The following is a 25229-nucleotide window of genomic DNA, read 5'->3' as shown; positions in this document are numbered from 1 at the left end:
GAGGATAGTTTCCATGTCAGAACAAGTAGCGTTAAATCCTTCTGAAATCAGTGAATTAATCAGAAAGAAAATAGAACACTTTAGTGTAGTATCTGAAGCACGTAATGAAGGTACTATTGTCAGTTTGAAAGACGGTGTTGTGAGCTTACATGGCCTAGAAGATGTAATGGCTGGTGAAATGATCGAGTTCCCAGGCGGCGTTTATGGTCTGGCTCTTAACCTTGAAAGAGATTCAGTAGGCGCAGTTGTTCTTGGAGAGTATTCTTCTTTAGCAGAAGGCCAAAAAGGGAAATGTACTGGTCGTATTCTTGAAGTTCCAGTTGGAAACGGTTTATTAGGACGTGTTGTTGACGCTTTAGGTAATCCAATTGATGGAAAAGGACCTATTGAAGCAGCAGGTATGTCCCCAATTGAAAAAGTTGCTCCTGGTGTTATTGCCCGTAAATCAGTAGATCAACCTGTACAAACAGGATTGAAAGCGATTGACGCAATGATTCCAGTTGGACGTGGACAGCGTGAGCTCATCATTGGTGACCGTCAAACAGGAAAAACAGCAATTGCAATTGATGCGATTATTAACCAGAAAGGTACTGGCGTTAAGTGCGTTTATGTGGCAGTTGGCCAAAAAGCGTCATCTGTAGCAGCAATTGTACGTAAGCTTGAAGAACATGGTGCTTTAGAGCACACAATCGTTGTAGTAGCAGGTGCTTCTGACTCAGCTGCTTTGCAATTTATTGCCCCTTATGCCGGCTGTACCATGGGTGAATACTTCATGGAGCGAGGAGAAGATGCATTAATTGTTTATGATGACTTAACCAAGCAAGCCTGGGCATATCGACAAATTTCATTGTTGTTAAGAAGACCGCCTGGTCGTGAAGCGTATCCTGGTGATATTTTCTATTTACATTCTCGCTTGTTAGAAAGAGCAGCGCGTATTAATGCTGCAGAAGTAGAAAAACTGACTAACGGTGAAGTTAAAGGAAAAACAGGATCATTAACTGCATTGCCAATTATTGAAACTCAAGCTGGTGACGTATCTGCATTCGTTCCAACAAACGTTATATCGATTACCGACGGTCAGATTTTCCTTGACGTTGATTTATTCAACTCTGGTGTTCGTCCAGCAATTAACTCGGGTCTTTCTGTATCGCGGGTTGGTGGTGCGGCACAAACAAAAATCATGAAAAAATTGGGTGGTGGTACTCGTTTGGCACTTGCTCAATTCCGTGAACTGGAAGCGTTTTCGCAATTTGCTTCTGACCTTGATGATGCAACTCGTAAGCAGTTAGAGCGTGGTCAGCGTATCACTGAACTAATGAAGCAAAAACAATATTCTCCATTGTCTGTTGCAGAAATGGGTACCGCTTTGTTTGTGGTTGAAAAAGGTTATTTGGATGATGTGCCTGTAAATGAAGTTGCAGCGTTTGAAGCGTCATTACATGATTATATGCGTAGCTCGCATCCTGATCTGTTGCAATTGATCAATGAAGCAGGCGGTTATGATAATGACATTGAAGCAAAATTGAAAAAAGCTGTAGAAGACTTTAAGCGTACAGCAAGTTGGTAAGTCAATTTAAGGCGAAGTAAGATTATGGCTGGAGCAAAAGAAATCCGTTCGAAAATTTCGAGTATTAACAAAACTCGGAAAATTACTCGTGCGATGGAAATGGTGGCAGCAAGCAAAATGCGTAAGACTCAGGAAAGAATGCGCGCATCTAAGCCTTATGCCAATAAGATCTACAGTGTAGTAAAACATATTGCTCGTGCACACTCAGAGTACAGGCACCCGTTTATGAGTCATCGCGATATTAATCGTATCGGCCTTATCGTTGTTACTACCGATCGCGGCCTGTGTGGGGGCTTAAACGTCAACTTATTGCGAGAAACAGTACGTACCATTCGTAGCTGGAAGGAGCAAGGTAAAGAGGTTGACCTCGCGGTCATTGGACGTAAGGGACAAGCATTTTTTAAACGAGTTGGCAGTAATGTTCTTGGCTCGAAAGAACATCTGGGTGATACACCAAGCATTAAAGACATTATTGGTATCGTTAAAGTGATGCTTGATGCCTTTAACAATGGCACCATTGATGCGTTGCATGTGGTTTACAACGAATTTGTCAACACCATGACGCAAAAACCTGTAGTGAAACAATTATTACCATTGCCAAAATCAGAAGAAGACAGCACGACAATGGGGCATCACTGGGATTATATATATGAACCTGATGCTAAGGAATTGCTGGATAATCTTTTAGAACGTTTTATCGAATTGCAGATTTATCAAGCAGTAGTTGAAAATATTGCTTGTGAACAAGCGGCTAAGATGATTGCAATGAAAAATGCAACGGATAATGCCGGTGATTTGATTAAAGAATTTCAATTGGCTTATAACAAAGCCCGACAAGCTGCAATTACTCAAGAGTTAGCAGAAATTGTCGGTGGCGCAGCCGCTTTATAAGAGGGTATAAAATGAGCTTAGGAACTGTAGTAGAAATTATTGGCGCGGTTGTGGACGTAGAATTCCCCCGTGAGAATGTCCCTAAAATCAATGATGCATTGAAACTTGCTGAGGGTGATTTGGTATTTGAAGTACAGCAACAGCTAGGTGACGGCGTAGTCCGTACGATTGCTATGGGAACAACTGACGGGCTTAAGCGTGGTGTAAAGGCTGAAAATACAGGTCATCCTATCCAAGTACCTGTAGGAAAGAAAACCTTAGGTCGAATTATGGATGTTCTTGGCCGTCCTGTTGATGATGCGGGTCCAATTGGTGCTGAAGAGCACTGGGCTATTCATCGCAAGCCGCCAACATACGAAGATCAAGCTGGAAGTCAGGAATTACTTGAAACCGGTATTAAAGTTATTGACTTGCTTTGTCCTTTTGCCAAAGGGGGTAAAGTGGGCTTGTTCGGTGGTGCCGGAGTGGGTAAAACCGTTAACATGATGGAATTAATTCGAAACATCGCTATTGAGCACAGCGGATACTCGGTATTTGCTGGGGTGGGCGAGCGTACTCGCGAAGGAAACGATTTCTATCATGAAATGAAAGATTCCAATGTATTGGATAAAGTATCATTAGTTTATGGTCAGATGAACGAGCCACCAGGTAACCGTTTACGTGTTGCACTAACGGGCTTGACTATGGCTGAGAAATTCCGTGACGAAGGCCGTGATGTATTACTGTTTGTTGATAACATTTATCGCTATACCCTGGCAGGGGTTGAAGTATCTGCTCTGTTAGGTCGTATGCCTTCAGCGGTAGGCTACCAACCAACACTTGCTGAAGAAATGGGTATGTTGCAAGAACGTATTACGTCTACAAAGACCGGTTCTATCACTTCAATTCAAGCAGTATACGTACCTGCTGACGACTTAACTGACCCATCACCAGCAACTACCTTTGCTCACTTGGATGCTACAGTTGTATTGTCACGTCAAATTGCTGAGTTAGGTATTTATCCTGCGGTAGATCCATTGGATTCAACGTCTCGACAATTAGATCCACTCGTTGTGGGACAAGAGCATTACGATACTGCTCGCCGTGTACAGCAAACATTACAACGCTATAAAGAATTAAAAGATATTATTGCGATTCTTGGTATGGACGAATTATCTGAAGAAGATAAGCGTGTTGTTACCCGTGCGCGTAAAATCCAAAGATTCTTGTCACAACCATTCTTCGTTGCTGAAGTCTTTACTGGTTCTCCAGGAAAATACGTATCACTGAAAGATACAATTAAGGGCTTCCAAGGTATTCTCGCCGGTGAATACGATGATTTGCCTGAGCAAGCATTTTATATGGTTGGTAGCATTGAGGAAGCAGTTGCTAAAGCTAAGACCTTATGAGGTAAGCAAATATGACTAGAACAACGCACTTAGATATAGTTAGTGCCGAACATGAAATATTTTCCGGTTTGGTTGAAATAGTTGTTGCAACCGGAGAATTAGGCGAAGTAGGCATTACAGCCGGTCATGCCCCTTTGCTTACAGTTTTGAAACCAGGCGAAGTACGACTCACTTTACCTGGCGGCCACCAAGAAATTTACTACGTTCAAGGTGGAATGTTGGAAGTTCAATCGAACACCGTTACTGTTCTTGCTGATGTTGTTGAGCGCGCTGAGCATCTCGATGAAGCAGCTGCACTTGCTGCAAAAGCTCAAGCTGAAGCTGCAATGGCTGGCAAAGGCGGGGAAATGGATTATTCAGTCGCTACTGCGGAATTGGCACGTGCTGTTGCCCAAATCCGAGCGATTCAAAAAGTCAGAAAAATGGTTAAGTAAGAACTCACTTATATAGCTTCTTTCTATCTTTGAAAGAAGCTTTAATTCAAATCACTATTCAATAGTGCGCGTAAATCATAATTACAATAAGTTGTTTCAGATTAGAATTCCTATCAATTCAACAAGTGGCTAATTTACATGTCAAAATGCTAGTATGAAGTACGTATTTGGATTAAGAATAAATACATATACGTTTAAATGTGCCAGGGCTTTCATAGTAAAGGTTTCAATGGAATAAAAGATAAGGAAGGAGTCAATGAGCCTATTAAGTAGAAGACTTGTTTCATCATCTATGTTTGTAGTTGCAGCATGTTGCTCCATGGTATCAATATATGGTCTATATGTTGGAGATCAATTAACAACTTATGATTATATTTCCGGTGTATTCACTACCGTAAGTAATCTGTTGTGGTTAGGGGCTAGCTCATATGATATTTATTTAACATGTAATCAGAAATATGAGGCAGGGCATAATAAAGAAGGTTCAGACATCGAAAATGATGATCAATTGGATGATATTGAAAAGCAATTAAAATTGCAGGATGCATCATCACTATCAAAATACCAGCCCATTATCCAAAAAATCAAAATTAAAACCCCTTCATTAAATAAAAGGCATAGCAGTGATAATCTCTTAACAGATGATCCCGGCATCGTTGATCTACACATCAAATTCAAACATCAAGATAAAGTGCAAATAGTTCAAATACCAGGGGTTTTCTTTAAAAAAGAAAAAGTTGAAGCTGAAAATTTTAATGATGTATATGAAAATAGCTTGAAGAAGAAAATTAATTAATTAATCTGTTCCATTATCACAAAACATCAGTTTGCTAATATAAAAATCATTTATTTTCTTAATGTTACGTATTGACAGTAGTTTGTTTGAAGCGTTAAATTAGTCGCTGGAAATAATAAAAAAGGAGCGAAGTGATGAAAATTAATAATGGTTTTTTTGCTATTCAAGCCGATGTCGATGCTGCTCGGGATGCTGCTCGGGATGCTGCTCAGGATACCGCTAGAGCAGATCATAATGACGATGCTGCACGAATAAACGAAGCTGATCGTGATGCTGAAGAAGGACATGAACAGGCACGTAATGGCTTAGGCCTTTGATATATAAAATGATTTGATTAACTCTTAGATGAAAGAGTCTTTAATGACAGTCTCAGGATTAGCCTAACTGTCATTTTAATATTTTCTAAAATGCATATCAGGGTCTAAAAACAATTTTTGGATGATTTCTCTAGGTTGACATTAATTAAGTTTTACTTTGTTCATTTTGAATGGAAAATCTTATCGCTGTCGCATTTAAAAATAGATGAAACATTCCTAAAGTTTGAAAAATATACGATATCACATAGCTCATTTCTCGAATTAATAGAGCATATTTTTACGAGGGAGTATTTTTGGATTCAGACGATTTAATAAGGGTAGTTGAAGGTTTGCTTTCTGGGAAAAACTGATACCTTTTTGCTACTGTTCTTATAGGATTTAATTCAGTTTGATTCATAAGTGATAATTGTTGGGCTACCCAATCTTTGAATGCTTTCATTTTTTCTGAGTTATTTAAAAAAGAGTCTTTGGGGTCAATAAGTGTTTTCGCTATTTTGTTAATTACTTGCTTATCAATTGGATAGCGAGAGTTAATTTCTGATAACAATTCAGAGTGCTGGGAAATATAAGCTTGCGCAATGGCTTGTTCGGCAAGGTTAAGCCCGTTGGAAAGGCCTCCTTCTGGATTTAAATTAGGATTTTTAGATAAGTTCTCCAAAACAATCTCTAGATTGGCTTGCTCTTTTTTTTGAAACTCAATTCTTAATTTTTGTTGTGCTTCGAGTTGTGGCAATTGGCTGTTGATCCAATCACGCACTAGTTCTTGTCCTTGATTGTCGAAACTTTCTACTATTTTTTGTACATCCAGTATTACGTTATTGCTACTTAATTCAATGAATACTTTCTCCAGAATTTTAAAATTTTTTTCTTTGAAAGCTTGGGCTACAGCTTGCTCAGCAAAGGTTAGTGGCACCCCATTGGGCTTTTGGGAGACCATAGCAATTTTAACAGCAGTAGTTGCAGTGGCCGTTGCGGTGTCTGATGTGGATTCTTCAATAAGTACTGGAGGCGTATAAGTTTGATTCCAAATTTCTTTCCTTTGAGACAATGCAATAAGAACGACCATTTCGTTAATCTTTTGACCCCGTACACCTTTATTGAGCTCAAGTGCCATCCACTGTTGATAAATCCAATCACTAACTTCTTGAGCATTTTCAAAAGTAAGGGCTATTCTTTTAACGTGTTCAGGATTTAGTTTGGCCCCGACTGAATTAAAGAAAAAAGCTAAGGTATCAGCGGTAATGGAATCCTTATTAATAAAAGCCTGAGCGATAACATGCTCACCTAGGGTGAGATCATCACGAAGACCGCTGTTTTTATCTAAATTGATGCCTAATTCTAAAATCTTACGAACAGTAATTAAGTCTGCAGAAGGTCCTTTCGAAAACTCATTTCTAAGTAGGTGATGCAACTCCATCTTTTCAAGTCTTGCTCCCACCCAATTTACAAATTCGGGAGAATTTTCACCCATTTTTTGGGCAATTTCATCAACCTCAATGGATAATTTTTCTTTGCGAAATTCCGTAAAAACTATTTCTAGAAGTTTGGGATTATTTGTGCGATATGCCTCAAAAACCGCTTGCTCGGCAAGGGTAAGAGGGCCATATTTTGCATTCCAAATGGTTTTTCCCTTGGAAAAAGCAGTACAAATAATCGTTGTATCAATCGTTTTTCCTTGGAGTGCTTTGTTAAATTGATCTTTAATCAATTCTTGGTAAATCCAATCGCTGCATGTTGAGCCAGGCAGATAATCACTTATTTTTTGGATTGAATGTTCATCTAAATGAGGTTTTGCTAAGGTGAAGAAAAAATCTAAGAGAATAGGCGAAATAGAATTTTTACTAATAAATGCTTGAGCAATAAGATAAGCACCTAAAGTAAGATCTCCAAACCCACTGCTTTCATTTAAGTTGATATTTTGCAATAAAATGCGTTCAATTAACTTTAGGTCCGATTCAGGACCTTTGCTCAATTCAATTTTTATTAAAGCATAAGCATCCGTTCTACTAAGCTCTGGGACTATAGGCTCTTGTTGTATAGGCTCTGAGATTGCAGACTCACCTTCTTCCGCTCCCCCAAGTGCAGAAGACAATGGAGGATTATTTGGCGTCGAATCGAGAGAGTTGCCGCTTATTTCGAATAAACGATCGATAATTTCTTGGCTAAGGGACGATTCGGATTTCTCAAAGCTTAATGCCGCGCGCGCTATTTTTTTTTGCAGCTCCTCGTCTTTGATTTCATTGATGAGATCTAAAATAACATCACGATGGAAAAGATATATTTTTTTATTATTAATGATCTTATTACAAAGAGCCGTAACCAGATCGGGTTTATTTTCTTGATATGCGATACCAATAGGGGTTAACCCTAGATTATTTTTAATATCCAGTCTCGCTCCTCGTTCGAGAAACTGGAGGAAAAGGTATTCTTCATAGATGGTCTTTATTGCTAAATGAAGAGGGGTCTCACCTTCCTTATTTTGCTGATTAATCGATTGATGGTCAAAGTGTGGCAGAATACTTTCTATACGTCTTCTTTTATGGGTACAGTAGGGATTGTTTCTTTTATCAGGAATAAGAATTTGATGCAGCAGAGTATTATCCTCATCATCGATAATATTTTGTAGGTTTATTTTATTAGAAATACTTCTAAATAATTTGGAGTGAATGGGTTCAGCTTTTTTGGATTGGTAGATAAATACCCTGCTTTCAGTCCCAAAAGCAGTGTTCACCAGCTCTTCCTTTTTTTCATCAGAGCCTTCTACCTTCCTTCTTTTATGATCCACATGTACGACACTGGATGTCAGCTGCTCTTCACTTATAGCGATATAATTGGAGGTTACAATGTGACTTATATATACCGGCGGCGACGATAGGTTTTTTAATAACTGTTCGGCATTTTTTATTGCAACCCCATTTTGATGATCCAAGCATACATCGATGGCGTCAACAATGGGAGGCAAATTCACACCTTGAACGAGAATGGCGCTTTTGTACTGGTTTGGGTCATTGCATTTCACTTTAGTATCTTTTAATACCACATCGGGAGAGTACTCATCGCTGGAGTAATCATCACCGCGAAATTCATAACAGTTAGAAACGGTATTGTCTTTGGAATAGACTGGATCGATGCCAGAACAGCTTTCTTTACTAAAATGATGGATAATGGGCTCTGAATCGTCGGTGTTTGGAGACTGAACATGCAATACGGCATTCCGTAAGCTCCCGTCGGGCCATAACACAGGGATGCTACTTAAAATTAAGACGATATTGGGTGGAAGGTCTTTAAGAACTTCCGAAGTTCGATTGATAAGTTCTTTATATTCTTCGATGCTCAAAGGGGTATTTTTTGTATAAAAACTAAACTCATCGGTAATCAGTCGAGTTAAACGGGTAGGCTTGGAGTTTTTCTTTGCACACTCTGCAAGTGCTTTTATCTGCTCGATCATGCGATCAACTCGTTGATTATCAACAATTCCATCATTGAAAATAATCGGGCGACCACCATGCATTGAATTCAGAGAGCTATGGTATTCGCCATTTTTACCTTCCATATCGCCAATAACGACAATATTTTTTATAAAGAAGCCCATAGTAATAATGATTTATAATCGAGATATTATAATTATATATCAGATCTGTATTTGATCATTGTGAGTTTGTTGTGGTCACTTGTAGGAAGGACTCACTTAGAAAAAATAATTTCTAAGTTTATTTGCCATAAAAGGAATTAAAAGAAGGCGAGATGGATTGCAATGAGAAAATGGTACAGAAACAGAAAAGGTTATAATTTTTACGTTGTTTACAATGAATTAGCGTTTTTATTCGATAAATAATGCACAAAGTTATCCACAGGCAAAAAATGATTTAAAATGTATTGATTTTAAAAATTTATTAAATTTCATATGCTTATATTAAATATGGTGCTTATCATGAAGAAATATACAAAAGTTATTCACAATTTATAAGCTATTCCTCTAGGTGACATCATAAGGACTCTGCTAAAATTACTTTGCAATAGAGCATCTCGATGGTTAAATAGTAAATATTAATTTCATGAATAAAAAAACGATGAATGAAGTAACAGAACGAAAAGCATTAACTGAATTTACGGAAAAGGCTTACCTTGATTATTCAATGTACGTCATTTTAGATAGAGCCTTACCCCATATTGCCGATGGATTAAAGCCAGTGCAGCGGCGTATTATTTATGCAATGTCTGAGCTGGGTTTAAAAGCAACGGCCAAATATAAAAAATCAGCGCGTACAGTTGGGGATGTGCTGGGTAAATTCCATCCTCATGGCGACAGTGCGTGTTATGAGGCCATGGTATTAATGGCGCAGCCCTTTTCCTATCGTTATCCTTTTGTTGATGGTCAAGGAAACTGGGGCTCTCCAGATGATCCTAAATCCTTTGCCGCCATGCGTTATACGGAAGCTCGTTTATCACCTTATGCTGAAGTATTACTTTCAGAGTTATTACAAGGTACCGTGGATTGGGTTGACAATTTTGATGGGACATTACAAGAACCTGCATTACTGCCAGCACGCTTACCGAATATCTTATTAAATGGTGCAACAGGTATTGCTGTGGGGATGGCTTCAGATATTCTGCCGCATAACTTAACCGAAGTGGCAAATGCTTGTGTGCATTTACTGGATAACCCCCAAGCAGATTTAGCCGCTATTACTCAGTACATTAAGGGGCCTGATTTTCCGACTGAAGCGGAAATAATTACCCCGCCGGAAGCAATTGCCAGTATGTACGAAACAGGTAATGGTTCAATTAAAATGCGGGCGGTTTATAGCCAGGAAAAACAAAATATAGTAATTACTGCTCTGCCTTATCAGGTGTCTGGCGCCAAAGTAATAGAGCAAATCGCCTTACAGATGCAACAGAAAAAACTGCCAATGGTAGAGGATTTACGTGATGAATCCGATCATGAGCATCCCACACGATTGGTAATAATTCCTCGTTCAAACCGAGTTGATGCTGAAGGATTGATGTCTCATTTATTTGCAACCACAGATTTGGAACGAAGTTATCGTGTTAACTTCAATATGATAGGACTTGATGGCAGACCAAGGGTAAAAAATTTACTGGATATTTTAACAGAGTGGTTGTCCTACCGCCTAACAGTAGTAAGGCGACGCTTGGAGTATCGGTTGGCTAAAGTTCTGGATCGCATTCATGTACTGGAAGGGTTACTGATTGCTTATTTGAATATTGATGAAGTCATTGCGATCATTCGTGAACATGAGCAACCCAAGCAAGGATTAATGGCACGTTTCAATCTCAGCGATCGTCAAGCTGAAGCGATTTTAGAAATGAAGTTGCGTCATTTGGCAAAACTGGAAGAGATAAAGATACGTGGTGAGTTAGATGAGCTTTGCGCTGAGCGCGATAATTTACAAACCACTTTGGCCTCGGAGCAACGATTAAAAGCTTTGGTTAAAGACGAAATTATCAAAGACAGGGATGAGTTTGGTGACACGCGTCGCTCGCCAATTATTGTCCGACAAGAATCACAAGCATTAAAAGAAGAGGATATTTTACCCAATGAGCCAATTACTGTAGTACTCTCCAAAAAAGGTTGGGTAAGAGCAGCTAAAGGCTACGATGTAATCGGTAGTGAGTTGAGTTATAAAGCAGGCGATGAATTTAAAGCGCAAGCTATGGCGCGTTCGAACCAACAAATCCTCTTTTTTGATAGTGAAGGCAAAGTTTATTCTTTACCAGGCCATGTTTTACCATCGGCACGCGGCCAAGGAGAACCTTTAACAGGTAAGCTTAATCCTGCCGAAGGTGCATTATTCGAAGCCGTGGTCGGCGGCGAAGCAGAACAAATGGTGTTATTAGCCTGTGATGCCGGATATGGTTTTATCGCCAAGATAGGTGATCTGTACGTAAAAAATCGTAATGGTAAGGCGTGTATTAAGCTGCCTGAATCCAGCCACATGTTGCCGCCTCGCATAGTTCCCAAACAGGATGAGCTATTTGTTGCCTGTGTTACCAACGCGGGTCGCTTACTCATTTTTTCTGCCAAGGAATTACCCGAATTATCGCGCGGGAAAGGAAATAAATTAATCAGTATCCCTTCTGCTAAAGCAGCATCGCGTGAAGAATATGTAATTGATGTGCAAGCGCTCTCTGCAGATGATTCACTTACGGTCCATGCTGGCAAACGGCATTTTACTTTGAAAGGAGCTGATTTGGATCATTATAAAGGCGAACGTGGGCGTCGAGGCAATCGACTGCCACGTGGTTTGCAAAATGTGACCCAATTGCAAGTCATTACCTCAGAATAATCCCGTACCCACATGTGGACTCGCGATCGGATATAGTGATCTTTAAGAAATAAATGTTTGCTTAGCCATTACACGCGGCTAAGCAACAAAATCTTTTTCTTTCAAACAGGAGACGGCTCATTGTCTTTGCGTTCGATCGTTTCTTCGCGTGGACTGTTTTTGCTTTCTCCAGAAAAAAGAGAATTAGGATGAGATGAAATCGAAATAGAAGAGCTTTCGATTTCCTGTTGTCGAAGGCTTTTTTTCTGATCACTGAATATCTTTTTTTGGCAATAAAGCTCAGTTAAAGAAAAAGACAATTTCATAAATTGATGGACATCCGCTGTTGTTATGGGGGTACCATTTTTTAAATTACCGCCATCCACAGTGTCTAATTTAAGTCGAGTAAGCATTTCATTGTCTCTTAATAAATTATTGTATATATCGGATGGCATCTTATGATTCAACCACGCCTCTTCCTCTTGAGTCTTGTTGTCTTTCAAGAGAATTTCAATGATCCGTCTGACATCTGATGGACTAAATGAGCTTATAATTACTTGCTGATAAAACTTAAAACATCCAGCTAATATAAGATGTTGATCGGGAGTAAACCGCTCACTAAAAAAATTAAGCTCTAGTTTTTTGTCCTTAATCTGATCATTTAAGTGGTCAAGAATTCTATCCAAACTTGAAATGGTAGCATCTATGAATAATTTTAAATCGTGCTTAAGCGCTTGTAGAGGGATGTAATAATAGCAACTGTGGCTATGACTTTCGATTTTAATGCAATCAACCAGTATCTTTAAAGATTGGGGAAACTGGAGACGCCCAATCCCAAATCGAATAGAAAACTCTATATTTCGTTGATATGCTGCCCCTTCATCATTATCATACCTTATCGATGGACCCGAGTTGACCAAACATAGTTTTTTTTCATCAAAGACCCAGGGGCCTGGTTTAATTAGGTCCTTATTTTTAAAGTGCATTTGAGCTCTTAAAGAACATAGCTCTTGGTAGCCTATTTGCGTTATAAAATTCAACACAAGCAGGCCGGATTCTTGTATCCATTTTACGGTTTCGGCCATGTCTTGTTCATGATAGACGCTCATATCTTGCATCAGGAAAGACCAAGGATTTTCCTCATTTGTTTTATCATTGGATATACATATACGGTACTTTCCAGGCTCTTGATTGCTTTCAACTATTTTATAGTGTTTAAGGCCTAATAATTCACCATATTTTTTTAAGATTTCTTGAGGCTCTTCTGGAGAATCAAAAAGGCCTGATACCATTTGACCAGTACTTTGTCTATTCTCCCATCCATAACATCCCAAGTAACAATATTCATTAAGCTTTTGTGCTATTGGATTAAAGTGGGACGTTATATCTGCTAAGCCTGTTATGACGATTCTGTACTGACCAGGTTCACGACTTTCCCGTATTTCATAATTAGGATGATTGTCATACCCATATTGTTTCAAAATAGCTTGAAGCTTCTCTTTGGAATCATAGAGTGGCGAAACGATTTGAAATTTTTGACTGCTGGAAGAATTTCGCGATTCCCAATCTTGGATATCTAAGTATCTATGTTCTTTAACAAATTGGAAAATTTGCTGATTACATATTTTTATCTTATCGACGTTAACATTTTGGGATGATTCTATTAGACTTCTCATGGATATATGCCTCTAATTAATAGATGTTGGTTTTATACTAGGGTATTCCTAATAAAAGAGTCAAAATTATACAAATATATTATTAATGTTTTATTAAGTTCATAAAATAAACTATTAGATTTGTTTATTACCTAGTCTCCTGTTGCCGAAGGAGGAAAAAAAAGAGGGATACCAACATAATTTAATCCATAGTATATAGAGCAGATGAAATTCGCTTAAATCCCTCCAGTAAGGACATGGAGCGCGATGGGATAAAGTATATCCGGGTCTGCCTTTTTTTGCTCAAAAAATCACGGGTTACTATTGATTATTTTTAGAGATATAAAATCAATAAATGATTTATATGCTTGTTATTTGCAAATATAGACAATTGTTAACTCTTTGTGTATAAATAATTTTTTTATTTATACACTATTTTTATGAAATCAAAACAAGTAATGGGTACGCTTTTTCTCAAAGAGAAAAGGCAAAGGTTAGGGCAGCTAATTAATATTGCATATCAAAAAGCCCAAAATTCTACGCCGACAAATCTCTATGAGAGAATTCAAGTAAACGATGCCATCAAGCAAATGCCAGAATTACTTAAGTGTCTCGATAACAGGAGGAAACTTGAACAATTTCTTGCCACACGCTGGCAGAACATTAAAAGAAGAGCCTATCTAAGTTATACGTCGGCACCGGATTCTCCGATGACAAAAATTTGTTGTGACGTTGCGAATTATTTAGCGGATCCGTTACAACGTAGATCTTCCCATCGCGTTTTTCCTGCTTTAAAGTACTTGATGCCTTCCGTAAACCGTTCCTCAGATGGTACATATAGCTATATTGAAATGAACAGCTATGAGGACATCAGCAAATTAGCCCTAAAAGATATAGTAAAATTTTACATTGTGATTACGAATGATAATGATGAAGATTGGCTTACTCCTGTATCTTTACTAAAGCACATAGAGGTATCTACATCAGAAGAACTTGTAGCGAAGATTTTAGTTAATCCTTTCACAGGCAAATGTCTTTCACAAATGGATATAGAGCGGCTTACGCATCATTCAGAGACCACAGAAGTGCTTATGAAATCGTATTACCGTTTTCATTCTCTTTCTAAAAAATCTTCATCGCTTTATAGTGCCATCGAGTATTTAATAGAGGGTTTAAAAGAAGGGGGAGAGCATGCTCTGATTCACGGAGGAGTGAGTGACTCTGCTGGTGTCAAAGCGTACCTCGCTTTAGAGCTGTTTCGCAATTACTGGGAAAAACTATCTTCGGAGCAACAAAAAAAGGCCAGAGGAAACCGCGAATTGAATCGTGCACTAAACAAGGCTATTCTGAACCCGAATTGGAGTGATAGCTGCGTTGAAACACTTGCAGAATGTTTGATGAGAGCACTTGCAGACGATAAAGGAGAGCTCACTTCTATTTGCTTAGATAATACAAAAATGGACTCCTTGTTAGTAACGTGTAAGCAAGACTTTGATCTTTACAAGAAATCATTAGAGGATGCCTTTGATAAGCGAGTAAAATATGATGGCAGGGAGATTCTCCCTCTCAGCCCTTCTCAAGTAATGGAGATAGATAAAAATTCGATTCAAAATTCTCAGGATGTTTTAATCATATTCAAAGATCTGGATCGGGAAGGTTTTTCAATTTTCTGTACACAATTTGAGGAAACAATAGCTGAATCCATTAGGGACGTCGATGGCTTAGCGGAGGTTCTTATTGGGTTAAATGAACAGCTAATTATTATTTTAACCCAAATAATGGCTTATCGATTCACTAAGCTACTTAATCATGATGAATTTATAGCGCTCATAAATTTTCTTAATGAAGAAAGAGCGAATGCATTTCTCCAAGGTTTAGGTATAAGTCTATGGAACTTTATAATATTCAAAGACGAAGAATTTATGCGCTTTTCGCCAAGTAAAAGAATAATTGTGTGGAATAATATTCATAAAGAATTGCTCACTCTACCGACAAGCGTTACCAGCATAGAAGAAATAGCCAAGGTACTTTCTCCACAACAAATAGGCATCTATTTCAATAATGTGAAAAATAAACTATCAACGGCCCCTATAGACTGTTGCCTAATTTTACGAATTCTTCCAAAAGAGCATCAAAAGGCATATTTAGACGTAATATGGCCTAATCTCATTAAACTCGTAGCTAACATGACCCAGTTCACGATGTTATTAAGCGTGATTAAGGGGAAAAATAAAGCAGAGTATCTAAATAAAATGGAGTCTAGGCTGGTTGATATTACGCAAACTCACGAGGAATTAGAAAAAATTTTCTTGCTTCTTCCTAAAGATAAAAAAGAAAGATATCTAAAAGATATGAAGGAGAACAAGGAGCAGGTATTTAATGAGTATATGAGATTAATCTGCTGTAATTTTATTGGGAAGATTAAATTACCTCGAATAGCTCAATCAGGTTTATTAGAGGAAATTAAGCGTGTTCCTTCATTCACTATTGAGTTTTTTAAAGAAAAAATTAGTAATCAAGATAAAAGCTATTTTAATTGGTTTAAAGAAACAACGAATTATCTACTCTCCAACTCTATAAATTTAACGTTCTTTAATAGTAATAAACCAAATAGATTAGAGGATTGTTTTTATCAAGTATTAGATGATAATCCAGATGAATTTTTGGCCATTAGACTGTTTGTATTCAATATGGAGCCAACTAACTCTCAGGGATATACCCTTCAATATTGAATCGAAGGGAACTGCTTTTTGCAGTTGATTTTCCGTTATGTTGGGAGGCCCTTGAGAGCAACTAGAGCTGACTGAGTGATTTTAGCGTATCTTTTGCTCACATCACTTTTTCTAGTTTTTTATTGAGAAAGGCACTTAAGTAATCAGGTACACACATATCAGTATTTTCTGCTGATAGGGCTAACAACTTATTTTGAATGGTTCTTAGCATGTCTTCATCTGTGGTGTCTAAAAGTTGGATGAGCACTGTTTCTTTTAACTCACACTCCGTTGATTTGGGTTTAAAAAAAGTATGAGAGGTATCGGAACTTGCTTTCTCAAAAAACAATGCACGTAAAACTAAAGTATTTATTGGTTCTTTATTAAGCGCATCGATACACTGTGGGTTTTCAGCTTTGAATAACTCTTCTAGCAAAACTGCTTTCGCTTCGGGATTATTCAGTATTCTGCCTAGTACCCCTATTCGTTCTCGATCTTCCATTTGAAAAAAAAGACTAGGTTCTGAGGGAAAAAATTCAAAAACCTCGCCTTCAGATTTATAGACAGGAATAGTAAACAACATTTTTAATCCTTGTCGCAATATATGTTTATCAGATTCCTTCTCCATCATTTGAAGTAAAGGCATTAACGCATCTTTACATGGTTTTTCCTCATAACAAAAAACACTTAGATTTAAAATTAGGTCAAGTGCTTCTTTTTTTCCTTCCGATGTAAATGTACTTGTATTTATCCATAATAAGTAGCTTAGGGCGTCGCTTATGTAATTTGCTGATACAGTAATCTCTTCTTCTTTCTTATTTATAAGAACAAAAATAGCTTCCGTTGAAATCATTTTTTCTAAACTGCTCAATATAATTGAGGGAGATAATTGAAAATTAAGAGAGGGGTATTGTTCATTAATTTCACGAAAAAGAGGGATGATATCATATGCTTCTAAATCAAAAACTTCATGTATGTTGTTAATAAAGTATTCTATCATGGCGATTCTTTCATCGTCTGTATTTGCACTTTTGAGATAAAAATTGATATGGTTAAACAATGCCTTAGGGTTCAGGTACTTATCTTTCTGTCTCCCTTCATTTTGTGAATAAAAATCAAAATCGTTTATCAGATTTTGAATAAAATATTGATATCGTTCAAGTAAATCCATCCCCATTAAAGAATTAATGTAGTCAACAATATTAATCGCCAAGTTTTTCTTTTGCATGAGCTCGCCTCGTAGCGATTGGATTTCCTCTTGCATTTGCGACTTATTTATTGAATAAAACTCGGCCAGTTCTTTGGGCGAGATGGTTTGATTCGCATTTTTAGTGAACCATCCGTGAAGGGTGGGATAGCTTTGGGCAAAAAATGTGAGTGAGTCATAGAGTTTTTTCTTCCACGACATGGCTTGATAAAACGGAATTTTCGCTAGAGATAATGCTTCTGAAAGGCTTTGATCGCCGGTCACAAGATTCACGGATTCGGATGCTTCCATCAATGCGTGCACGGATTGTGGGTGTAGAGGAAAAGGATTGATAACTCGAATTACTTTATCCGAGTCGTTTTTTTGATTTTCATATTCTTCTTCATCAATTTCTTTTGCAACCAAGTGATCTTCATTCTTCTGATAAACAAAATAGCGAGTAGCACCAGCGTGAGAGTATGAAATAACCACTTTATTAAAATCCTTTATGTCATCCATAAAGTTTTTTTCAAGTAGTGCATCTATCTTATTTTCAACATGAACCTCATTACCTCCCGGCAAGAGAGGGATAACCACATCCACTTCTTTTTTTCCAGGGCTATTATGGGCCGCAAAAGCTATAAAGCGGGTAGGATTTGCCCCTGTTTTAGAACAGCCAATTTTATTAAAATAGCCAAAATACAGACCTTCATTTTGATTAAGATCATGAGGCAATTTTGCAAGATCAGTCTCATGAAGTCGTTGAAATAAATTCTCTTGGGAAGGAGTTTGTTGACTGATGAAAATTCCTAAACATTCTTCTCCAATACCAGTACTCACATACATTGTTCCAGCTACTGTATTGACAAAACCTTTACTATTATGTTGATGAAGAATATCGTAGTCATACTCCACCAGTGAAATCACCCCACTTTTTTTTGATCTTGCCATGATGTCTGTAATCAATGTTGCTGTGCTTAAATTAAGGAAATGAGGCGTCGGATAGAGAATGATAAGATCCGCATCACTAATATTTTGTTCTAATTGCTTTTTTCCTTCGGGAGTATTAAATTTTTTGATTAATTCATAGTCCATTTCATCAAATAAATTTTTAACGGCCTCTTCATCTTCAGTAGTACCGGTATCAATAATTACTTTAACCTCGATTTCTTGGTCTCGTTGTTTAAATTGTTCCAACAGAAGCTTTTGTAATTTAGCTGCGGAGCTTGGATCTCCTAAAGTTTTTTGCGGAGCGTGTGTCATTATGATTATTTTAGGCATATTAATTTCCAAATAAAGCAAAAATTTATCTCATAGAGTTAATTATATACTGCATACTGTGTCCTGCAATTTTGAGTGGAACTAAAGAGTTGAAGAACATATTATAAGCTTTGGGAGTTTCATATCAGAGGTAGTTATTACAATTTCAATAAGTTTGCGCACTACCTGATAAGCGTTACGATCCTTAAAACTACAGTATTATGATCTATCAAATAATTCATAGTAGTGATAAAGTGCTTTGAAGTAAGAAGCCAATGTCATTTCCAATAATGGAAAATAGTTTAGATAGGGAAGTTTTAGCACTCATGTTAAAAATTTTTACCTTCATTGCTTGCCTGTTTCTTTGCGCCTGTATGGTCGGTCCTAATTATAAAGAGCCGCTAAAACCAGTCGTTACACATTGGCCAAAAAAGGATGCAACAGTAAAAGAAGCACCATTTAAAACGACTAAATGGTGGGAGGTTTTTCATGATCCTGTTCTGACTTCATTAATTTACGAAGGTTATTATAATAATTTGACACTCCAGATTGCCGGAGTGCGGGTACTGCAAACGCGTGCTCTCCTGGCTCAATCGGTAGGCATGTTATACCCGCAACAACAAGCAATGACCGGTAACTTCACCTATGTTGAAATTGGTGGTAGTCAACTGCAGTCAATTCTACCCTCATCGTTCGAAACATTATCATTAGGTTTTGCTGCAAACTGGGAAATTGACTTTTGGGGAAAATATCGAAGAGCAATTCAAGCCAATGATGCGACGTTTTTATCTTCTCTTGCTGCTTATGATAATGCATTAGTCACTCTTACCGCTGACGTTGCCAGCACCTACATTCAAGTTCGAACCTTCGAGACACAAATCAAGGTAACCAAAGCCAACATTGTAGTGCAAAGAGAGGGCTTAAAACTAGCCAAGGCTCGATATAATGCGGGTGAAACAAACCTCATGGATGTAGAACAAGCACAGACGGAGCTTTCACAAACAGAAGCATCTCTTCCTCCGCTGGAAAATAGTTTGGAACAGCAAAAAAATGCACTGGCTCTTTTATTGGGTACACTGCCTAATGGGGTAGACGGAGCGCTTAAGAAAAGCAAAGGAATCCCTAAAGCGCCTTCAACTGTAGCAGTGGGAATTCCTGTAGAAAGTTTGGCACGACGGCCGGATATTCACCAAGCCCGTTTAGACGCAATGGCACAATCTGCCAAAATTGGTGCAACAAAAGCAAATCTTTTTCCCTCTCTTGCGTTAAATGGTACTTTTGTTTTTTCATCAAACAGTATTGGCCAAAACTCACTTTCGGATTTGTTTAATTGGTCGAATCGGTCAATAACCGCAGGCCCGACTTTGACCTGGCCAATACTGAATTACGGTCAAATTACGAATGCAGTACGGGCACAAGATGCTGTATTCCAGCAGGCCTTGTTAAACTACATTAATTTAGTTCTAAAAGCACAACAAGAAGTTCAAAATGGGATTACAGCCTATATCGAGGCAAAAAAGGCGGAACGCGCTTTAACTAAAGCAAATAACGCAGCCATTAAAACACTTAAATTAGCAATCGTCCGTTATATTAACGGAGAAGTAGATTTTACTCCTGTGCTCAATGCCGAGCAGCAACAATTGAGCGTACAGACTGCATTGGTTAACGCACAAGCCAATATTCCACTCGCATTAGTCTCTCTTTATCGAGCACTAGGTGGGGGCTGGGAAATACGTGGTGCTAATGATGTTGTGCCGCCCCTAATCAAAGCGGAAATGGCAGCACGTACAAACTGGGGGACTTTGCTCAAACAACAAAATCATGAGCCACCACAAACGAAGAAAGAACGATTTAAGCAGCTTTACTTACCAAAGTGGTAGAAAAAGGAAATTTTGGAAAAATTAAATAAAATGGTATGGGTATGAACTTTAATAGAGATTCAAAATCAGTCAAAATTGCAGGGATAGCGATTGCTATTTTACTTCTTATTTATCTGATTTCACATATTTTTGGCAAAAGTAGCGCACCAGCCATCCCGGCACCCAAGGTCGTTGTGCAAAAGCCAAAACTCAAAGAAATGGCTGAGTATGTTACTCAAACAGGTAACACAGTCGCTTATAATTCGGTTAACCTGGTTGCACGTGTTGAGGGTTTTCTGGATTCAATAGAGTTTGTAGATGGAACTTTTGTTAAAAAAGGAAAAGAGCTTTTTGTAATTCAACCAGAGCCTTATTTTGAAAAATTAAGAGCAGCCAAAGCGACCGTAACTGCAGAAAAGGCTGCTCTTATCTACAACAAATCCGAATATGCACGCCAACAGAAAATGTATAAACAACATGCCACCTCATTAAACGAAGTTGAAAAATGGTATGCCAAAACACTGGAGATTGCCGCTGGAGTGGATAAAGCAGAAGCAGAAGAAATCAATGCAGCAATTAACTACAGTTACACGCATATTTCAGCTCCATTTGATGGCCGAATCGGTCGGCATTTAGTTGATGTTGGAAACCTTGTGGGGCATGGTGAAGCCACAAATTTAGCGACCATAGAACAGGTCGATCCCATCTATGTTTACTTTAATCTAAATGAGCTCGATTTACTCAAATTACGGGCAGCAGCGCGTGCGCAAGGATTCAAACCCCAAGATATTAAGCAAGTTCCTATTGAAGTGAGCCTGCAAAATGATCCTACAGTTAAGTACAAAGCAACGCTTGATTTTGTTAATACGGGCCTTAATGCATCTACGGGTACTATGGAGCTTCGCGCCGTCTTACCAAATAAGGAGTACATTTTTGTACCAGGCCTCTTTGTGCAAGTACGAGTCGCTATCTCCAAACCTAAAAAGCAATTAACAGTACCTGAAACAGCGATCCTTTATGATCAAATCGGTCCTTATGTATTGACTGTAGATAATGACAATGTAGTGGTGACAAAACGGGTAACATTGGGTAGTGCAGAGAACGGGATACGTGCTGTGGTCACGGGACTTTCGGCTGAAGACAGAGTAATCATTGATGGTCTGCAAAATGCGACTCCTGGCAATAAGGTTGAGCCGCATGAACAGGTAACACAAGCGAAAGATAATGGGAAAAACAAACCAAAAGAAAATGAAAAAGCCAAACATTAATTTTAGATGTGCTAGGAGTGTGTATTGCTATTTAAGAGATAAACGCTTTTGCCTATATCCCGCGGACAAGTCATGGGAGCGAGATGTAGGCACTGTCATTAAGTTAAGGATTTTTGTCATTCCCGCGAAGGCGGGAATCTATTCTTAAAGTGGCACTGTGCCTCGCTAGAAATGGGTTCCCGCCTTCGCGGGAACGAAAGTTTTTTCCTTACTTAATGGCAGTGTACGTTGTTCAGGGATCGTTACACAATGTGAGAAGACAGCAGAATGATTTCTAAATTTTTTATTGAGCGGCCTATTTTGGCAAATGTTATTGCGCTCCTCATCGTGTTGCTGGGGATGGTAGCTATATTTGTATTACCTGTCTCGCAATATCCTGCTATTGTTCCACCAACCATTCAGGTGACCACTTCATATCCTGGTGCCGACGCCAAAACACTCATCAAAACAGTAGCTTTGCCTATTGAACAGCAAGTGAATGGGGTGGAAAACATGTTGTATATGCAGTCCACCAGTACGAATAATGGCACCTATACCTTGATTGTTACCTTTGCTATTGGAACGGATCTTAATTTTGCGCAGGTACTGGTACAAAACAGGGTACAAGCTGCAATGGCGCAGTTGCCCGAATCAGTGCAAAAACAAGGCGTGGTGGTACAGCAAAAATCTACGGCAATTCTCCAGTTTATTACGCTGACGTCCAAAAATAATGAATTTGATGGACTGTTTCTTGATAATTATGCGGCAATTAACATGCAAGATGAATTGTCGCGTTTACCTGGCGTAGGTAATGTGCTTATTTTTGGAACCGGTACTTACGCGATGCGTGTTTGGCTGGACCCTAAAAAAATGTTGGCTTATTCCCTTAATCCAAGGGATGTTCTGCAAGCCATTAGTAATCAAAACCAAGAGGTTTCCTCCGGACAAGTTAGCGCGCCGCCAACTGCAGGGAAGCAAGCCTATCAATTTACGGTAAATGTACCAGGGCAACTTGCTGACGTTGATCAATTTGAAAACATTATTGTGAAAACAATAGCTCAAAATCCTAATCAAAGTGCTAAAGAAACCAGTACGACACAAAGTGCGCAAATTGTCCGTATTCGTGATGTAGGTCGTGTTGAGTTGGGCTCTAGCAGTTACAACCAGCTTGCAAGACTGAATAATAAACAGGCAGCTGCTATTGGTATTTACCAACTTCCCAATGCCAATGCTCTGCAAGTTGCAGCCGAGGTACGAAAAGCGGTTGCGAAAATGGCAAAGAAATTTCCTCCAGGCATGGAATATTCAATTCCTTTTGACACAACCGTTTTCGTAAAAGCATCTGTGAATGAGGTATATCACACTTTGTATGAGGCGGGTATTCTGGTTTTGATTGTTATTCTCCTTTTCTTACAAAACTATCGTGCTACCTTGGTACCCACTACTACCGTGCCAGTGACCATCATTGGAGCATTCTTTGCGATGCTTTTATTGGGTTATTCCATTAACTTGTTAACTTTATTTGCACTTGTTTTAGCAATTGGTATTGTGGTTGATGACGCGATTGTGATTGTTGAGGGTGTAACCCAGCATATTGAACGAGGTACTCCAACCAAACAATCGTCAATTAATGCTATGGCTGAATTAATGGGCCCCATTATTGGTATTACGCTTGTGTTAATGGCGGTATTCGTTCCTGCAGGCTTTATGCCAGGCTTAACCGGCGCAATGTATGCTCAATTTGCGCTCGTTATTGCAGCAACTGCTTTTATTAGTGCCATCAATGCGATGACCTTGAAGCCTACTCAATGCGCCTTGTGGCTCAAGCCCGTTGATCCGCAAAAAAAGAAAAATGTCGTTTTTCGTTTATTTGATAAGTATTACTATCCTATAGAAAATTTCTATCTTCGATTCATCGATAGGCTTGTTCATAAAAATAAAACAGTGTGCATCATTGGTATTGTATTAGTCATTTTAGCGATTTTAGGCTTAACACGCATCCCTACTGGGTTTATCCCACTGGAAGACCAGGGATATGCAATGATGAACGTGCAATTACCAGATGGGGCGAGTTTAGGACGCACAGAAGCTGTTTTACACGATTTAAGCGCACAAGTATCTAAAATTGGTGGCGTAGATAATGTGATCAGTATTGCCGGGATCTCTCTTTTGGATACTAATGCGAGTCTTGCCAATGGTGGTGTTCTTTATGTGGTGTTTAAAGATTGGAGTGTGCGGGGTAAAAAAGAGGATTTGCTGGCGATGTATAAACAACTTAATGCGGTCGCAGAAAAAACCTTAGGCGCTAAAATATTGGTGATGATCCCCCCGCCAATTCAAGGTTTAGGTATGTCGGGTGGTTTTCAAATGCAATTGGAATTGCAAGATGGCTCATTTGATTATCAAAAATTACAAACTGCTACAGACCAGTTGATTCGTTATGCAAGCCAGCAGCCCGAATTGCAACGCATGATGACTTCGTTTCGAGCTTCGGTGCCAGAGCTTGCTGCCCCGATTAATCGAGTCAAAGCAGAAGCTTTAGGCGTTTCTGTGGGCGATGCCTCCGATACGTTACAGACCTATCTTGGCTCATCCTATGTGAATCTTTTTACAAAGTTCGGCCAGGTGTTTCAGGTTTATGTTCAAGCCGACGCAGCATCACGCATGACGATTGGTGATGTACGTAATTATTATGTAAGAAATAAATCGGGGGAAATGGTGCCATTGGGAACACTTACGGATATGTCCCCTACAGTAGGACCTTCCATTATTTCTCTTTACAATTTATACCCTTCCAGCAACATTTATGGTTCGGCCGCACCAGGTTACAGCTCAGGCCAAGCCATGGCAGTTATGGAGCGGCTCGCAAAACAAATTTTGCCTGCAGGTATTTCTTATGAATGGACCAGTACCGCCTATCAGGAAAAAATTGCAGGAAACATGAGTTATTATATTTTTATCCTGTCACTCGTTTTGGTCTATCTGATTTTGGCCGGTCAATATGAAAACTGGATTGCTCCTGCGGCGATTCTGTTAAGCGTACCCTTGGCTTTACTTGGAACCGTATTGGTTTTATCCGCTTTAGGTCTTTCCAATAACATGTATACCCAAATCGGGATTTTGCTGCTTATTGCTTTAGCGGCCAAGAATGCTATTTTGATTGTTGAGGTGGCGCGAGAACAACACGAACTGCATAACAAATCAGTCATGGAGGCTGCAGTAATTGGTGCTAAAACACGTTTTCGTCCTATTTTAATGACCTCGTTTGCTTTTATTCTTGGAGTTATGCCCTTAGTATTCGCCACGGGCGCGGGTGCCAATGCGCGACGCTCGATTGGGATTACCGTATGCAGTGGAATGTTGGCTTCAACGTGCCTTGCCGTGGTATTTGTCCCTGCATTTTTTGTGATGTTGCAAACTTGGAAAGAGAAAAGACAGGCAAAAAAACACGCCAAACAGCAAAAATTGGGAAAAGAAGTTGAACTTTAACCATCCAAAATAACAGTAGCCTGGGTGCAGCGCAGCGGAACCCGGGATTTTACTATTCCAGTTAACTACAGAACTACTTGATTTGCAGTAGCTTTTTTGAATTTATATCACATAAGGTTAATGTAATATTTGCGTGCTAAAA

The 25229-nt window shown here is 38.8% G+C and carries 14 protein-coding genes; 11 read left to right on the top strand and 3 right to left on the bottom strand.

Translation table 11 applies throughout. From position 1 onward, the window contains the following. Nucleotides 1-13: 13 nt before the first annotated feature. The 6 genes from atpA (at nt 14) to Lani_RS11235 (ending at nt 5393) form a co-directional block, all read left to right on the top strand. Nucleotides 14-1567 carry a F0F1 ATP synthase subunit alpha gene (gene atpA / locus Lani_RS11260; RefSeq protein WP_019232662.1) on the top strand — a complete coding sequence of 518 codons (1554 nt, stop codon included), beginning with the start codon at nt 14-16 and terminating at the stop codon, nt 1565-1567. Nucleotides 1568-1591: 24 nt separating this feature from the next. Continuing rightward, nucleotides 1592-2458, top strand: a complete 867-nt coding sequence (atpG, locus tag Lani_RS11255; RefSeq protein WP_019232661.1) for a F0F1 ATP synthase subunit gamma — start codon at nt 1592-1594, stop codon at nt 2456-2458. 11 nt (nt 2459-2469) lie between these two features. After that, the gene (atpD, locus tag Lani_RS11250) at nt 2470-3846 is read left to right on the top strand and encodes a F0F1 ATP synthase subunit beta (protein WP_019232660.1); all 1377 of its coding nucleotides are present in this window, start codon (nt 2470-2472) and stop codon (nt 3844-3846) included. Between the two features lie 11 nt (nt 3847-3857). After that, nucleotides 3858-4280, top strand: coding sequence for a F0F1 ATP synthase subunit epsilon (locus Lani_RS11245; protein WP_019232659.1), 423 nt, complete (start codon nt 3858-3860; stop codon nt 4278-4280). Between the two features lie 256 nt (nt 4281-4536). Next, nucleotides 4537-5076 (top strand): hypothetical protein, encoded by a 540-nt coding sequence (locus Lani_RS11240; RefSeq protein ID WP_127908258.1) that lies wholly within the window; start codon nt 4537-4539, stop codon nt 5074-5076. Between the two features lie 134 nt (nt 5077-5210). Further along, nucleotides 5211-5393, top strand: coding sequence for a hypothetical protein (locus tag Lani_RS11235; RefSeq protein WP_019232657.1), 183 nt, complete (start codon nt 5211-5213; stop codon nt 5391-5393). 277 nt (nt 5394-5670) lie between these two features. Here the strand turns inward: Lani_RS11235 and Lani_RS11230 are convergent, their stop codons facing one another. Further along, nucleotides 5671-8985, bottom strand: coding sequence for an ankyrin repeat domain-containing protein (locus tag Lani_RS11230; protein WP_019232656.1), 3315 nt, complete (start codon nt 8983-8985; stop codon nt 5671-5673). Nucleotides 8986-9448: 463 nt separating this feature from the next. Here Lani_RS11230 and parC point away from each other — a divergent pair, with 463 nt between their 5' ends. Next, a complete protein-coding gene (gene parC / locus Lani_RS11225) occupies nt 9449-11701 on the top strand; it encodes a DNA topoisomerase IV subunit A (protein WP_019232655.1) in 2253 nt (750 codons plus the stop codon). 101 nt (nt 11702-11802) lie between these two features. Here the strand turns inward: parC and Lani_RS11220 are convergent, their stop codons facing one another. After that, nucleotides 11803-13356, bottom strand: a complete 1554-nt coding sequence (locus tag Lani_RS11220) for a hypothetical protein (protein ID WP_019232654.1) — start codon at nt 13354-13356, stop codon at nt 11803-11805. A 419-nt stretch (nt 13357-13775) separates the two neighbouring features. Here Lani_RS11220 and Lani_RS11215 point away from each other — a divergent pair, with 419 nt between their 5' ends. Further along, nucleotides 13776-16067, top strand: a complete 2292-nt coding sequence (locus Lani_RS11215) for a hypothetical protein (protein WP_040522108.1) — start codon at nt 13776-13778, stop codon at nt 16065-16067. A gap of 97 nt (nt 16068-16164) precedes the next feature. Here Lani_RS11215 and Lani_RS11210 read toward each other — a convergent pair whose 3' ends face one another. Then, nucleotides 16165-18513 carry a hypothetical protein gene (locus tag Lani_RS11210; protein WP_019232652.1) on the bottom strand — a complete coding sequence of 783 codons (2349 nt, stop codon included), beginning with the start codon at nt 18511-18513 and terminating at the stop codon, nt 16165-16167. Nucleotides 18514-18818: 305 nt separating this feature from the next. Between Lani_RS11210 and Lani_RS11205 the strand changes: the two genes are divergently transcribed. The 3 genes from Lani_RS11205 (at nt 18819) to Lani_RS11195 (ending at nt 25087) form a co-directional block, all read left to right on the top strand. Continuing rightward, on the top strand, nt 18819-20372 hold the full coding sequence (locus Lani_RS11205; protein WP_040522147.1) for an efflux transporter outer membrane subunit: 1554 nt from the start codon (nt 18819-18821) through the stop codon (nt 20370-20372). Nucleotides 20373-20413: 41 nt separating this feature from the next. Then, the gene (locus Lani_RS11200) at nt 20414-21619 is read left to right on the top strand and encodes an efflux RND transporter periplasmic adaptor subunit (RefSeq protein ID WP_051045691.1); all 1206 of its coding nucleotides are present in this window, start codon (nt 20414-20416) and stop codon (nt 21617-21619) included. Nucleotides 21620-21886: 267 nt separating this feature from the next. Then, nucleotides 21887-25087 (top strand): efflux RND transporter permease subunit, encoded by a 3201-nt coding sequence (locus tag Lani_RS11195; protein WP_019232649.1) that lies wholly within the window; start codon nt 21887-21889, stop codon nt 25085-25087. Nucleotides 25088-25229 lie beyond the last annotated feature (142 nt).

Origin of the sequence: Legionella anisa, from assembly GCF_001467525.1 — a bacterium.
In the GTDB taxonomy this organism is placed as follows: domain Bacteria; phylum Pseudomonadota; class Gammaproteobacteria; order Legionellales; family Legionellaceae; genus Legionella; species Legionella anisa.
Note: the sequence above shows the minus strand (reverse complement) of the source record. Positions and strands in the feature narration are given on the sequence as shown.

Bases quoted from the DNA above. Each gene is read 5' to 3' on its own strand.
- atpG (WP_019232661.1), top strand. From the start codon at position 1,592: ATGGCTGGAGCAAAAGAAATCCGTTCGAAAATTTCGAGTATTAACAAA.
- Lani_RS11245 (WP_019232659.1), top strand. From the start codon at position 3,858: ATGACTAGAACAACGCACTTAGATATAGTTAGTGCCGAACATGAAATA.
- Lani_RS11235 (WP_019232657.1), top strand. From the start codon at position 5,211: ATGAAAATTAATAATGGTTTTTTTGCTATTCAAGCCGATGTCGATGCT.
- Lani_RS11215 (WP_040522108.1), top strand. From the start codon at position 13,776: ATGAAATCAAAACAAGTAATGGGTACGCTTTTTCTCAAAGAGAAAAGG.
- Lani_RS11195 (WP_019232649.1), top strand. From the start codon at position 21,887: ATGATTTCTAAATTTTTTATTGAGCGGCCTATTTTGGCAAATGTTATT.
- Lani_RS11200 (WP_051045691.1), top strand. From the start codon at position 20,414: ATGAACTTTAATAGAGATTCAAAATCAGTCAAAATTGCAGGGATAGCG.
- parC (WP_019232655.1), top strand. From the start codon at position 9,449: ATGAATAAAAAAACGATGAATGAAGTAACAGAACGAAAAGCATTAACT.
- atpD (WP_019232660.1), top strand. From the start codon at position 2,470: ATGAGCTTAGGAACTGTAGTAGAAATTATTGGCGCGGTTGTGGACGTA.
- Lani_RS11210 (WP_019232652.1), bottom strand. From the start codon at position 18,513: ATGCCTAAAATAATCATAATGACACACGCTCCGCAAAAAACTTTAGGA.
- Lani_RS11240 (WP_127908258.1), top strand. From the start codon at position 4,537: ATGAGCCTATTAAGTAGAAGACTTGTTTCATCATCTATGTTTGTAGTT.
- Lani_RS11205 (WP_040522147.1), top strand. From the start codon at position 18,819: ATGTTAAAAATTTTTACCTTCATTGCTTGCCTGTTTCTTTGCGCCTGT.
- atpA (WP_019232662.1), top strand. From the start codon at position 14: ATGTCAGAACAAGTAGCGTTAAATCCTTCTGAAATCAGTGAATTAATC.
- Lani_RS11220 (WP_019232654.1), bottom strand. From the start codon at position 13,356: ATGAGAAGTCTAATAGAATCATCCCAAAATGTTAACGTCGATAAGATA.
- Lani_RS11230 (WP_019232656.1), bottom strand. From the start codon at position 8,985: ATGGGCTTCTTTATAAAAAATATTGTCGTTATTGGCGATATGGAAGGT.